This is a genomic window from Nocardia sp. GCM10030253 (genome assembly GCF_042675075.1).
Classification (GTDB): domain Bacteria; phylum Actinomycetota; class Actinomycetes; order Mycobacteriales; family Mycobacteriaceae; genus Nocardia.
On the sequence record NZ_JBHTDL010000011.1, the window covers coordinates 306328 to 319874 of the forward strand.

Annotated in this window: 11 protein-coding genes; 5 read left to right on the forward strand and 6 right to left on the reverse strand. The window is 66.6% G+C overall.

Features of this window, described 5'->3' with window-relative positions; genetic code table 11:
- Nucleotides 1-132: 132 nt before the first annotated feature.
- Both ACFQZZ_RS25955 and ACFQZZ_RS25960 read right to left on the reverse strand, forming a co-directional pair.
- Nucleotides 133-273 (reverse strand): hypothetical protein, encoded by a 141-nt coding sequence (locus ACFQZZ_RS25955; RefSeq protein ID WP_378685951.1) that lies wholly within the window; start codon nt 271-273, stop codon nt 133-135.
- A gap of 49 nt (nt 274-322) precedes the next feature.
- Nucleotides 323-1183 (reverse strand): SDR family oxidoreductase, encoded by an 861-nt coding sequence (locus ACFQZZ_RS25960; RefSeq protein ID WP_378685954.1) that lies wholly within the window; start codon nt 1181-1183, stop codon nt 323-325.
- A 175-nt stretch (nt 1184-1358) separates the two neighbouring features.
- Here ACFQZZ_RS25960 and ACFQZZ_RS25965 point away from each other — a divergent pair, with 175 nt between their 5' ends.
- Both ACFQZZ_RS25965 and ACFQZZ_RS25970 read left to right on the forward strand, forming a co-directional pair.
- On the forward strand, nt 1359-2258 hold the full coding sequence (locus tag ACFQZZ_RS25965; protein WP_378685956.1) for a G1 family glutamic endopeptidase: 900 nt from the start codon (nt 1359-1361) through the stop codon (nt 2256-2258).
- 143 nt (nt 2259-2401) lie between these two features.
- Entirely contained in the window at nt 2402-3787 is a 1386-nt protein-coding gene (locus ACFQZZ_RS25970) for a bifunctional lysylphosphatidylglycerol flippase/synthetase MprF (protein ID WP_378685959.1), read from the forward strand.
- 40 nt (nt 3788-3827) lie between these two features.
- On the opposite strand, the gene ACFQZZ_RS25975 is transcribed toward ACFQZZ_RS25970, so the two are convergent.
- Both ACFQZZ_RS25975 and ACFQZZ_RS25980 read right to left on the reverse strand, forming a co-directional pair.
- Nucleotides 3828-4475 carry a pentapeptide repeat-containing protein gene (locus tag ACFQZZ_RS25975; RefSeq protein ID WP_378685962.1) on the reverse strand — a complete coding sequence of 216 codons (648 nt, stop codon included), beginning with the start codon at nt 4473-4475 and terminating at the stop codon, nt 3828-3830.
- A gap of 168 nt (nt 4476-4643) precedes the next feature.
- On the reverse strand, nt 4644-5909 hold the full coding sequence (locus tag ACFQZZ_RS25980) for a hypothetical protein (protein ID WP_378685965.1): 1266 nt from the start codon (nt 5907-5909) through the stop codon (nt 4644-4646).
- A gap of 428 nt (nt 5910-6337) precedes the next feature.
- Here ACFQZZ_RS25980 and ACFQZZ_RS25985 point away from each other — a divergent pair, with 428 nt between their 5' ends.
- Both ACFQZZ_RS25985 and ACFQZZ_RS25990 read left to right on the forward strand, forming a co-directional pair.
- Nucleotides 6338-8170, forward strand: a complete 1833-nt coding sequence (locus ACFQZZ_RS25985; protein WP_378686184.1) for an AMP-dependent synthetase/ligase — start codon at nt 6338-6340, stop codon at nt 8168-8170.
- Between the two features lie 145 nt (nt 8171-8315).
- Nucleotides 8316-9173, forward strand: coding sequence for an SDR family oxidoreductase (locus ACFQZZ_RS25990; protein ID WP_378685968.1), 858 nt, complete (start codon nt 8316-8318; stop codon nt 9171-9173).
- On the opposite strand, the gene ACFQZZ_RS25995 is transcribed toward ACFQZZ_RS25990, so the two are convergent.
- Nucleotides 9174-9692, reverse strand: coding sequence for a GtrA family protein (locus tag ACFQZZ_RS25995; RefSeq protein WP_378685971.1), 519 nt, complete (start codon nt 9690-9692; stop codon nt 9174-9176).
- A 97-nt stretch (nt 9693-9789) separates the two neighbouring features.
- Here ACFQZZ_RS25995 and ACFQZZ_RS26000 point away from each other — a divergent pair, with 97 nt between their 5' ends.
- Nucleotides 9790-12177 (forward strand): beta-ketoacyl synthase N-terminal-like domain-containing protein, encoded by a 2388-nt coding sequence (locus tag ACFQZZ_RS26000; RefSeq protein ID WP_378685973.1) that lies wholly within the window; start codon nt 9790-9792, stop codon nt 12175-12177.
- 12 nt (nt 12178-12189) lie between these two features.
- Here ACFQZZ_RS26000 and ACFQZZ_RS26005 read toward each other — a convergent pair whose 3' ends face one another.
- Nucleotides 12190-13539: a cytochrome P450 gene (locus tag ACFQZZ_RS26005; protein ID WP_378685976.1), complete on the reverse strand. Its 1350-nt coding sequence runs from the start codon at nt 13537-13539 to the stop codon at nt 12190-12192.
- Nucleotides 13540-13547: the final 8 nt, after the last annotated feature.

Consider the following 13547-nt stretch of genomic DNA (forward strand, 5'->3'; position numbering starts at 1 on the left):
CAGAGGTGTGTGACAAGTTCGGCGCACCTCCTAGCCCTGAAGGGCCAGGCTTCCGCTGATTACTCCGGTGAAGTTGATGATGACGGCAGCGGTTCGGTGGTCAGACCGGATAGGTCACCGGGACGAAGGACATCAGCGGTCAGGATCGCCTCCGTCGGACATCGGGATCGGAACCGTGGTGTCCCAGTGCAGTTTCGGATAGCGCACCGGACCGATATCGAACCGGATGTCGGGGGCCATCGGGCCCGCGACGATGGGCAACGGCTCAGCCATGGGCGATCCTTTGTCGACGCGATCTCGCTCGGACGAGCAGGAGGTTTGTTCAGCGTGCGCCGACCTTGGCTTCCTGGTCGAGGTAGCGGGTCATCGCCCAGTTCATGCCGCGCATGGCGAGGTTGTAGGACGGCGGGAAGTACCGCTGCGCCCAGTGCCCGACCCGGATGTCGGGCGAGGTGTAGACCAGATACCGATTGCGCTCCACACCGCGCACGATGGACCGTGCGGCGGCTTCGGGCGTGACAGCATGCCGCATGAACAGGCCGATGGCGCGCTGTACGGTGGCGTCGGTGCGGTCGACACCCGCGATATCCACGCTGTCGACCATGGGCGTCGCCATCGCGCCGGGCACGGCAAGGCTGACGCCGATGCCGTGGCGGCGCAGATCGAAACGCAGTACCTCAGAGACGCCGCGCAGCCCGAATTTGCCTGCGCTGTAGGGCGCATGCCACGGCAGGCCGAACAGTCCCGCGGCCGAGGACACGTTCAGCAGGTGACCGCCGTTGCCCGCCTTGATCATCCGCGGCACGAACTCCTCGATCACGTGGATCGGGCCCATCAGGTCGATATCGATCGTCCGACGCCACTGGGTGTGCGTGAGCCGGTCTACCGCGCCCCAGGTGGCGATGCCCGCCACGTTCATCACGATGTCCACGCTGTCGACCTCGGCGTGGGCCTTGGTCGCCAGCGCGACCACCGCGTCGTAATCGCTCACATCGGCGGGGGCCACGAGATGCACGAGGCCGCCCGCGGCCTGCACGTCGGCCGCGGTCCGCTGCACACCATCGTCGTCGATATCGGTCAGAATGACCGAGGCGCCTTTGGCCGTGACCGCCAGTGCGATACTGCGGCCCAAGCCGCTTGCGGCCCCGGTGATCAGGCAGCGCTTGCCGCCGAACTTCGTCATGGATCAAGACGATAGGCGTAAATGAACAGTGTTGTCTATAGATCGGCCCGCACTGTCTCGGACACAAGATCGCTGCGACTCGCAGGTTCGCCGCAGCAAGGCAGGTGACACCCCGCACCGAGACACGGCCGAGCCGCACCGAATGTTCGATAGCAGTGGGCTATGGTCTGCGGTTATGTTGACTCGCCGGAGTAAGGGTCGAGCTCGTCACCGCATTGCCGCCGCGGTAGCGGTCGCGACTGCGGCCGCGGTGGCAACCGGGCCCGCCCAGGCCGAGCCCTCGGAGATCCGCATCTCGAACTGGGCCGGGTATGTGATCACCGGAGACTTCCACAGCGTGTCCGCGCAATGGATCGAGCCCGAGGTGGTGTGCACCGACACCGGGGTGATCCAGCGGGTAGCGCCCTGGGTCGGGCTCAACGGGTCCACCGTCAACGACGCGACGGCCTTGCCGCTCATGCAGACCGGGTCCGAGGCGATGTGCGTCAGCGACGCCGGGATGCTGGCCTCGATGCCCGGTTCGACGGTCGAGAACATGGCAGCCCAGTCCACCGCGCAACCCACGGTATTCCGCCAGCTGATGCAGGTCTCCGAGGGTTTGCACACCGCATTCGGCCAGGCCGTCAGCAGTGGCTGCGCGGCTGCGGGAACCGGCTCGGCAGGACCGCGCAGTGCGTGCGCCCAGGGGGTCGAGCGAACGCTGTGGCGGGAAGCCTATCCGGCCGCACCGGTCAGGTACGACGACGTGACGTCCGCCCCCGGCGACAGCATGTCGGCCACTGTCACCCGCGATGGCAACGCGTACACGATGACGCTATCCAACCTGACCAAGCACTGGACCCGCACGACGGTCGAGACCTCCGACGCTCCCGCGCTGACCGCGGAAATCGTGATCGAAGGCCAATTCAACAATGCTCTCCCGTCGTTCACACCAATCACCTTCACCAACATCGAGGTCGACGGGCAGCCACTGACCGCATACGCCCCGATGAGCTACTCGATCGCCGCCTCCAACGGCGTCCTCACCCCCGGCCCGATCTCGCCCGACGGCACCGCCTTCACCCTCGCCCGATAGGCGGTGGCCGAGCCTTCGTCCATCGGGCTCCTGTCACAGGTCCGCATATTGTGAACTGGTACAGGATCGGGAGTACCGTATGGGGAACCTGTTCGTGAATGTGCCGCGGACGCGCATGCGGCCCGACCTGACGGGGTACCGACGTGGCTGAGGAGCGGCAGACAGCGACACGAAGCCTGACCACGCTTGCCGGATACCGGCAGGCAACCTTCGCTGCGACGCCCGCGGTACGGCCCATCCTGACCGTCGCTTTGCTGCTGCTCAGCGCGGTGCTCGTATACGAGGCAGGGTTGGCCGCGAACGAGGGCGTCGATCGCGGCTGGTTCGTCGCCGCATCGATCGCCGGGCTGTTCGTGGTTCGAGGTCTGCACCTGCGCAGGCCGATCACGTTGCCCCACCTCACGATTGCGGTGTTCATGCTCGCGGCCGCCAATGCCGCCTATCGTGCCTCCCACCCCGGGTTCGGGTTCGTCTTTCTCGCCTCGACCGGTTTCATCCTGATGCTGCCACAATCGAGCAGGCCGCAGCCGAACCAGCTGTATCGGGTGGCCGAGCTGGTCGGGCGCACCGAGCGTAATCCGCTCGCCGCATTCGCGCTGCATTCGTCGAAGAGCTATTTCTTCAACGCGAACTCGTCCGCGGCGATCGCCTACCGCACCCGATTCGGCATCGCGGTGGTGGCGGGCGATCCGATCGGTGAACGCGCCGCGTTCGCCGAATTGCTCTCGGAGTTCTCCGAATTCGCGGCCAACAACGGGTGGCGGATCGCGGTGCTCGGAGCCAGTCCCGAACTGGCCGGGATGTGGCGGCACCGGGCGACCGAGCATCGCGGGCTGCGTGCCGTCCCGGTCGGGCGCGACGTCGTGCTCGACGTGGGCAGCTTCGAGCTGGTCGGGCGCAAGTTCCGAAATCTGCGCCAAGCCGTCAGCCGCACCCACAACTTCGGCGTGACCACGGAGGTGGTCAGCGAAGCCACGCTCAGCGAACCGCTGCGCGCCGACCTGCTCGACATCGTCGACGAATGGCATCACGGCAGACAAAGCCGCGGCTTCTCGATGATCCTCGACCATCTGCTCGACGGACGAAACCCCGGCATGCTCGTCGTGATCGCCCGCGACGGGGAAGGCCGGGTCGCGGGCTTCCAGCGCTATGGCGCGTCCGGCCGCGGCCGCGAACTGAGCCTCGATGTCCCGTGGCGACGCAAGGACGCTCCGAACGGCCTGGATGAACGGATGATTCTCGACCTGGTCGACTACGCCCGCACGCGGGGAATTCAGCGTATCTCCTTGGCCTTCGCTCCTTTCCCGGAGCTTTTCGCCGACAAGGAGCGCTCCCGCACGGCCAAGCTGATCTATGTGCTTGTGCACCTGGGTGATCCGCTGATCCGGCTGGAGTCGCTGTATCGGTTCCTGCGCAAGTTCCGCGCGATGTCCGATCAGCGCTTCGCCCTCGTCCGCTGGCGCGAGGTCCTGTTGGCCGCGGCCGCACTGCTCACGCTCGAGTTCGTCCCGCACCGTAAGGAGTACTGAATCGTATTGCGCCGCTACCGGAGTGCGGCCGCGCAAACAGTCAGCTGTCGACGACGTCGATGCCGATCGCGCGGGCGAAGTCGGGGGCCAGGTCGACCAGCTGACGGCTGCTGATCGTCGCGCCGCGCAATGCGTCGATCCCGTCGGCGATGCCGATGCTCACCGCATCGCGCAGGTCGAACTTCTTCAGTCGCGCCCTGTTCAACAGCAATCCCTGCACCACCGTGCCGGAGAATGTCACGTTGGTCAGCTCCGCGTCGCCGAAATCGGTGTGCAGCAAGACGCAATCGACGAACGCCACGTCACGGAATTTTGCGCGGCGGAAGTTGACCGAGTCGAACTTGCAGCCCTCGAACCGAACTCGCCGCAAGTTCGCCCCACCCGCGTCCACTCCCGACATGGCACCCTCGATCAGCTCCGCGTCCTGCCACGAGGTGTCGGCCAATTCCGTGCCGACCCACCGCACGTTGCGCAGCCACACATCCGAGAATCGCGAATACCGCATGCTGCCGCGATTGATCGACATCGAGGTGAATACCGTCTCGGAGAACCGTGCGTGGCCCGCTTCGACATCGTCGATGTTCTCGTCTCCGAGCTGCACGCAGTCGTAGTCGCCCTCCTGCTCGAGCCTGCCTTCCAACGGCTTCAGATAGCTCGCATAGGACAGGTCTGCCAACTCGCGGGGCATCTCACCCACCTCCCGGGTTCAGTCGTCGACGGCGGTCCCTGTCTACCAGGCGGTGCCGACATGGGAGATTCCGCTCGTGCTCCTGACGCCGGAGAACTGACACCCGGGTTCGCGTCATTCGACGTCGAACCCGGGCCGATCTTCGCTACTCTCGCGGCGGCACTCGCGTCATTGCGGGGAGCGGATTTCGACCGCGGTGTGCAGTGTCGTTGCGAGCAGGTCGATGCGACGCTGCTCCTGTGCGGCGGTCTGTGGCGAATGATGGATTTCGATGCTCAACCGGTCGTCGAAGGTGCTGATGATGCAGGTGTTGGCCGCAGGCCGGCGCCCGGTCCGGTCCGGCTTCGCGATGAAAATCGAGCGAAAGTCGTCGATACGCAAGTCCTGCTGCGAGGGCAGTCGCGGCACTCTGCCCCAGTTCGTCGCCATCACCATCCCCGGAATCTTGGGTGGTCCCGCCGCCGCCATATCAGGGATCTGCAGGGGCGTCTGCTGCACGAACCCCGAGGCCACGGCGGCCTGCAAGGTATCGCAGACGCCGCGGGCAAGGCGGATCAGCGTTGTCCCCGCTTCCGCACTCGGCATATAGGTCGTGAATCCCAGGACGTCGGTGCCGTCGGTCAGGCCGATCGGCGGGCTGACCCTGGTACGTAGGTCGACCGAGTACAAGTACATGAGCTCGGTCAGCGGCAGTGCCCGAATCTCGGCCTCCATCAGCAGGATCGCCGCGGACACCAACCCGTGCATCGTCACCTGTTCGCGGTGCCCGAGATCGACCAGTTGCGCAGTCGCGTCCTTGCCCAGACGGCATCGCGTCGTCTGGGGCATCGGATATCCCGGGTCGATGTTGTCCGGTGCGGGTGCGACGGAAGGCGTTGAGGCAACCCCGAGCTGCGGCGCTGGTGCGGCCGCCGCCGGATTCGGGAACTTCTCGACGCCGCGGGCGGCCAGCAGCGCCTCCACGGGCTCCGGATAGGGATGGACTTCCACCCTGAGCGGGATGCCTTCGGTAGCAGCACGATAGAACGACCACAGATCGCCGAGGATGGCAAGAGAGTGGTACGCGTCTGCCACACTGTGATGGATCACCAGCGTGACGCTCGCGGAGTCGCCGTCACGCACTACGCACAGCGCACCGACCGCTACGCTCTGGTCGAACTTCGCTCCGGTGAGAAGCTGCTCCGGATCACCGTCGACCACCGAGATTTCCGGTGCCGCCCCCGACGAAGCCACCAGGACATGCCCGCCGGTCCCGGCGGCTTCGAGACGGGCTCCCAGTATGGGGTAGGCGCGAACAACGGCGTCGAACGCCGTCGACAATGCCCCCAGGTCCAATCGGCCGGACACTCGAACCGAGTAACCGACGAAGACCTCACCGAAGGCGAACATCTGTTCGCTCGGCGCCAGCGGGCGGATGACGCTTGCTGTGGACATGCAGTTCCCTTCAGATATTGCGTATCGCCCCGAGATCCGAGCCACCATCCACATGTCGAGCCTGCGGTCGCCCGCCGACGTCGCAACCCTGAATCCCCGGGTGCTGCCGAGTCTTTCAGGTCTCCGGGCTCACCGTTGCAGCAATTCGCACATCCGCGTTACGCAACCTGTCAGTGCTGGGTAAGACACTCGGCGCTACCGATCGGCGCAAGCCGGAGCCACCTGGTCGAGGCGAAAGAGGTTCACACGTAAGCCACCTCACTACCCGCGGATCTGGCTACCATGAGTGAGCCGCGCCACTCTTGGCGCGCCGACTCGTGAGAAGCTGACAGAAGCACCGCTGCGTTCTGTCGGCATCGGGTCTCGGACCAGACCCGTGTGGACGCCGCGAGGTTCGGTTCATGGCAGAGAAAATCGGGAACAGGGATATGACGACAACAGAAATCGGATATGCGCACAAATCGGGCAAAACGGTCTACACCGTGCCCGAGGCGTTTCAGGAGACCCTGACGTTGCGGCCCGAGCAGGTCGCGTTGCGGACGGTCGGCGGCACCCAGGAGATCACCTGGCGTGAGTACGGCGAACGCGTGAAGTCGATCGCCGCGGGCCTGGCCCGGCTCGGCGTCGGGCACGGCGACACCGTCGGCATCATGCTCACCAACCGGCCCGAGTTCAACCTGGTCGACACCGCCGCGCTGCATCTCGGCGCGACCCCGTTCTCGGTCTACAACACCAGTTCGTCCGACCAGATCGCGCACGTGTTCACCAACGCGGCCAACAAAGTCGTTGTGACAGAACAGGTTTTCCTCGATGCGGTGACCGGCGCCGGCGTCGACCTCGCGCACACCATTGTGGTCGACGGCCCGGCCACCGGCGCCATCACACTCGAGGAGGTCGAGGCGAATCCCCTCGACGACTTCGATTTCGAGGCGGCCTGGCGCGCGGTCACCGCCGACGACCTGGCCACCCTGATCTACACCTCGGGCACCACCGGCCCGTCCAAGGGCGTGGAGATCACCCACCTCAACGTGCTCGCCCAGATCATCGCGCTGGTCAACGGCCCGCTGCAGGTCGGGCTGGACGACCGTACGGTGTCCTATCTGCCCGCCGCGCACGTTGCCGACCGCATCTCCGCACATGCCATCAACCTGACCACCGGCATCCAGATCACCACCGTCGCCGACCCGCGCGAGGTGGCCGCCGCGCTGCCCGACGCCCGCCCGACCACGTTCTTCGGTGTGCCACGGGTGTGGCAGAAGATCAAGACGGGCATCGAGAACAAGCTCGCCACCGAGCCGAGCGCGGCCAAAAAGGCACTCGCCAACTGGGCCATCGGCACCGGGATCGCCGCTGCCCGAGCCGATCTCGCGGGGCAGGGCCGCGGCCCGATGCTGGCCGTTCAGCACAAGGTGGCCGAGACACTGGTGTTGTCGAAGCTGCGCCACGCCCTCGGCCTGGACGAGTTGAACGTAGCGGCCTCCGGCGCCGCACCCGTGCCGCCGGAGACCCTCGAGTACTTCCTCGGCCTCGGCTTCGCCGTGACCGAGGTGTGGGGCATGTCCGAGACAACCGGCGTCGGCACCTTCACCGATCTGGACAAGCCGCGCCCCGGCTCGGTCGGCCGCACCGTCGACGGCATGGAACTGCGCCTGGACACCGACGGTGAAGTCCTGGTGCGCGGCCCCATCGTCACCCGCGGCTACCGCAACATGCCAGAGAAAACGGCCGAAGCGATCGATGCGGACGGCTGGCTGCACACCGGTGACGTCGGCACCCTCGACGCCGACGGCTACCTGCGCATCGTCGACCGCAAGAAGGAACTGATCATCAGCGAGGCGGGCAAGAACATCGCCCCGAGCAATATCGAGAACGCGATGAAGGCCGCCTCCTCGCTGATCGGTCAGGCCATCGCGATCGGCGACGCCAAGCCCTACATCACCGCGCTGATCGTGCTCGACCCCGATGTCGCCGCTCTGCGCGCCAAGGAACTCGGCGCCACCGACGCCGACCTGGCCACACTCGCCACCCGCCAGGAGATCGTGGACGAAGTGCGCGCCGCGGTGGAAGCGGGCAATAGCAAGCTGTCGCGAGTGGAGCAGATCAAGCGCTTCACCATCCTCGGCACGGTATGGGAGCCAGGCGGCGACGAACTGACACCGAAGATGTCGCTCAAGCGCGCCCCGATCGCCAGCAAGTACGCGGACGGAATCGCGTCCCTGTACGCGAAGGAGCCCTCGGACACGGTCATCAGCGTCAAGTAACCCGCGCATCGACCGAAGGCGACCTCCATGCGGCATGGAGGTCGCCTTCGGTCGTTGGACGCCCGGGTGAAAATGCCCGCCCCACTGGCGGGCACTGCCTAGAGTGGGCACGCAGGACTGGCACAGGAGCGGGAGCACGACGACCATGACTAAACCGGGATCCGAGTCGTTGGCGGGCAAGACCATGATCGTGACGGGCGGCAGCCGCGGCATCGGCCTGGCCATCGCACTGCGCGCCGCCGCCGACGGCGCGAACATCACCCTGCTCGCCAGAACCGATCAGCCACACCCGAGGCTGCCCGGCACCATCCACACCGCGGCCGCCGAAGTCGAAGCCGCGGGCGCCCGGGTGCTCCCGTTCGTCGGCGATGTCCGCGACGATGACACCGTGGCTGCGGTCGTGCAGCAGACGGTCGACCGTTTCGGCGGCATCGACATCGTGGTGAACAACGCCTCGGCGATCGACCTGACGCCCACCGACTCCATGACGATGAAGAAGTACGACCAGATGCAAGGCGTGAACGCCCGCGGCGCGTACCTGCTGTCCAAACTCGCCATTCCACACCTGCGGGCGTCGGCGGCCGCCGGGCGCAACCCGCACATCCTCACGCTCTCTCCGCCGCTCAACCTCAACCCGGCATGGACGGGCTCGGCGTTGGCCTACCTGGTCTCCAAATACGGGATGAGCCTGACGACACTCGGGCTCGCCGAGGAATTGCGTGAGGACGGCATCGCCGCCAACTCGCTGTGGCCGCGGACCACCGTCGCGACCGCGGCCGTGCGTAATCTGCTCGGCGGCGAGGCGGCGATCGCGAAGTCACGCACGCCCGAAATCTGCGCCGACGCAGCGCATCTCGTGCTCTGCTCCCCCGCCGCCGAGATGACCGGCAACTTGTTCCTCGATGACGAGGTGCTCGTCGCGCACGGCGTCACCGAACTGGACCGGTACCGCGTCGTCCCGCGCGGCGGCCCGCTCGAACTCGATATCTTCGTGGACGCCTGACTATTCGGGTGCGCGTTCCACCGGATTCGGGAACACCACCCGCACGAAAGCCCAGAACCGGAACACCATGCCCAGCGCGGTACCGATCAGCTGCGCGGCCACGAAATCGGCAACGTTCTGAGTGAACCGGGAGACCTCGGGCACCTCGAGGTGCAGCACGTAGCGCGACACCCACAGTGGTGCGGTGTTGATCGCGATGGCGAGGAAGCTGACCAGATAGAACAGCGCTGCCTCGTGGTGGCTACGCCGCCCGCCGCGTGCGGCGAACGACCATTGCTTGTTCAGGATGTAGGACAACGTTATCGCCGCGAGCACCGCGAGCACCTTCGCGATGATCGGCTGTGTCTCGAGCACAGTGCTCTTGAGGGTCAGAAAAACGGCGGTGTCCAGCGTGAACGCGGCCGCCCCCACGGAAGCGAAGCGAATCAGTTCACGACGTCGTGCCTCGCCCCCCAGCGCGGAAGTCACCCGGGCGAAAACGGGGCGTTCGGAAAACAGCACAGGTAGAGTTTCGTCCATATCCCTTTACCCCACAACAAGATCGGCGGATTTCACCGAGAGGCACATGTCCGCCGGACGCCTGGTCGGGCGGAATCCGGGCAGGTGAGTAGACAGCGTGAAACGGAAGAAGCCGCAGCGGCGCACCCACCTCGAGCAGTCGACCGGCGCAGCGAGCGTGCAGCCGATCGCCGTGGTCGGCATGAGCTGCCGATTCGCCGGCGGCGCGGATTCACCGGAAGCCCTGTGGCGCTTGCTGATCGGCGAGGTCGACGCGGTCGCGGACGCGCCACCGGCCGGCCGGTGGCCGGCGGGGAATTACCACGACACCGAGCGCGGCGCCCCCGGCAAAACCGTCTCGATCGCGGGCGCCTACCTGCCCGATGTCGAGTTGTTCGATGCCGAGTTCTTCGGGATCACCCCGCGCGAGGCCGCCGACATGGACCCGCAGCAGCGGCTCGCGTTGGAATTGTCCTGGGAGGCGTTCGAGGACGCCGGAATTCGACCCGACGCCATCCCCGACACCGGCGTGTACTTCGCCAACAAGTTCAACGACTACCGGGCGGTGAAGTTGAGTCGCGGCCCCGCCGCGACAACACCCTTCACCAGCACCGGCGACGTGGAGGGCGTCATCGCGAACCGGGTGTCGTATTTCCTCGGCTTCGACGGGCCGAGCATGACGGTCAACGCCTCCTGCGCGGGTTCGCTGGTAGCGGTTCACCTGGCCTGCCAGGCGCTGCGCGCTGGCGAAAGCGCGGTCGCAATAGCAGGCGGTGTCCAGCTCAACCTCATCCCGGACACCGCGATCGGCCTGTCCAAGCTCGGTGTGCTCTCCCCGGGCGGCCGCTCCCGCGCCTTCGACGCCACCGCCGACGGTTATGCGCGCGGCGAAGGCGGCGCGGTGGTCGTGCTCAAGCCGCTGTCGGCGGCATTGCGCGACGGTGACCGCATCTACTGCATCGTGCTCGGCAGCGCCACCAACAACAACGGCCACCACCACAAGTGGACGGCAGTCGGCGGAGCCGACGGGGTCGGTATACCCAGCATGCCCGCCAGCAGCGCTGCCGGGCAGGAACAACTCCTGCGCCGCGCCTGTGCCAGCGCGGGCGTGGACCCGTCGACCGTCGACTATGTCGAAGCCCACGGCACCGGTACCGCCGTCGGCGACCGTGCCGAGCTGACCGCTCTAGGCACCGTCTACGGCGCGGAAAGGCGCGGTGACACCGCACTGACCGTCGGTTCCGTCAAGACGAACATCGGGCACACGGAGGCGGCCGCCGGTATGGCCGGACTGCTCAAGGCCGCGCTCGCGCTGCGGCATCGCCAGATCCCGCGCAGCCTGCATTTCGACCATGCCGCAGCGGATCTCGATCTCGCGGCGGCGGGCGTACGGGTCGCGAACACCCTGCTGCCGTGGCCCGAAAGGGAGGGACCGGCCCGCGCCGGGGTGAGCGCGTTCGGCTTCGGCGGCTCCAACGCTCACGTGATCGTAGAAGGAGTCCCAGCCGAGATCGCGGATGGTCCGCAGCCGAATGCGCGCGCGACCTCGAGCGATACGGAGCTACTCTCGGCAGAGCGTTTGATCGTGTTGTCCGCACGTACCGAACCCGCACTGCGCGAGCAGGTTCGCCGCCTCCGCGACCACCTCGCCAGCCACCCCGGCATCACGCTCGACGATCTCGCGCACACGCTCTGCCGCACGAGAAGAGCTTTCGCGCATCGCCTTTCGCTGGTGGCGACCACCATGGCAGAAGTGAACAGCTTCCTGAACGAGACGCTTCGCGACACCGCGCCGATCGTTGCGTCGACAGAGACGGTGGACGCATCCCAAGCCTCGGCCTTGGTGGTTGCCGCGGCCCTGCGACCGGGGACAGTGCCGCGCCGCAGACTGCTGCAAGCGGTCGGCGCGCTGTTCGAGCGCGGTGTCGACCCGGATTGGTCCGCGGTCGACCCACCCGGCCGTGTGGTGTCGTTGCCAACGTATCCGTTTCAGCGGCAACGCCATTGGGCCATCCCCGCGGAAACCGAGTCGGTGCGGGACGCACACTCCGAAAGCACTGCGGTAGTGGGCAATTCGACGCAGAGTCACGTACCGAGTCACCATGTCGGCGTCGCCGCGCTGAGCGACACGGTGGCGAAGGAACTGGCCGAGGTCGTCGGTGTCACACCTGACCGCATCGGTCGCACCCGGAACTTCGATCAGCTAGGTGTCGGTTCGGTGCACGCCGTCGAACTCAGCTCCCGCCTCGCCGCCCGCCTTGGCATCAACGTCCCCGCGGCGATCATCTGGGGCCACCCCACCGTCGAACTCCTCACCGCCGAACTGTCCGCCCGCCTCGAAGCGAGGAATCACTCCGCGGCGCCACCGGCAACCGGGGCGCATGAGCTCCCGGACAGCACCGAGCACGCTCCCGCGCTCCTCGCCCGCCCGCCGCGGACATCGGCGGACGAAGAGGTTCTCTCCACGGCCGAGCTACTGGCGCTGGGCCGCGAACTGCTCGGCTGACCGCGACCGCCGTCAGGTCAGTGCCGGCTGTGTGGCCCTGCGCACGGGTCGGATCCGAATGCCGAACTCCGGGCGCAGGTTCACCGACGCCAGCGGCACCACCGGGTGCGCGCTGTCCAGTTCGAGCCGGAAGCGTTGCACGGTCATGGCCAGGATCAGCACCATCTCGGTCATCGACATGTCCTTGCCCAGGCAGATCCGCGGGCCGCCGGAGAAGGGAAAGAACGCGAACTTGTGGCGTTCGGCCACTTCCTTGTCGGCGAAGCGCTCGGGCCGGAACTCCGCCGGGTCGTCCCACAGCCGCTTGTCGCGCTGAATGTAGTACATGCACAACGTGACCCGGGCGCCCGCCGGGACGTGATACCCGCCGATCTCGTCGTCGGCGATCGGCGTGCGCTCGACGATCCATGCGGGCGGGTACAGCCGCATCGTCTCCTCGATGACCATCCGGCAGTAGCTGAGCTGTCCGAGGTCGGCGAAGGTCGGGGTACGGTCGCCGAGCACGTCGCGGACCTCGCCCGCGAGGCGTTCCTGGATCTCCGGGTGCGTGGCCAGTAGATAGCACGCCCACGACAGCGCGTTGGCCGGTGATTCGTGTCCCGCCACGAGCAGCGTCTTGATCTCGTTGAGCAGGTCTTCCTCCCGCATGCCCAGCCCGCCCTCGTCACGGGCGCGGACCAGCGCGGTCAGCACGTCCGAAGTGTCGCCGCCGCTCCTGCGTTCCTCGATGAGCTGCCGTACGACGTCGTCGAGTTCGCCTACCTTATGGGCGACCCGCCGCGCTTCCGGCGTCGGGAACGATTGCGGCAGCTTCACCGGGGCGTTGACCCGCTTCATGATGAACGCGAAGGCGGCCGCCATGGCATCGGTGACTTGCCTTGTGTCCGTGGACAAGTCGATGCTGAACAGGATGCGTCCGGTGACCGCGAGCAGCAGCTTGACGTAGTCGTCGTAGATGTCGCGATACTCGCCCGCCGCGGCATCCCACCGATCCAGCATGGCCGCCGCGCTATCGGTGATGTCGTCGGCGAATCCCTTGACGTGCGTGTGGGAGAACGCCGGACTGATGAGCTTGCGCTGCTTGCGCCAGTAGTCCAGGTTGTTGGTGGTCAGCTGGCCCTCGCCGAGCAGGATACTGAACTCGTCGTAGATCGGGCTCTTGCGATAGTTGGTGTAGTTGTCCTTGAGCACGTATTCGGTCATCGCCGGATCCGCGACAAGGTAGACCAGCATCGGCCCGGCTTTCACCCGGACCACGTCGCCGTAGCCGTCGAGCAGGCTGCCCACCGTTGCCAGTGGGTTCTTCGCCAGCTTCGGCAGCATGCGGCCGGTTTCGACCAGTCCTGGACCGGGTGCTTTCATGGAAAGAC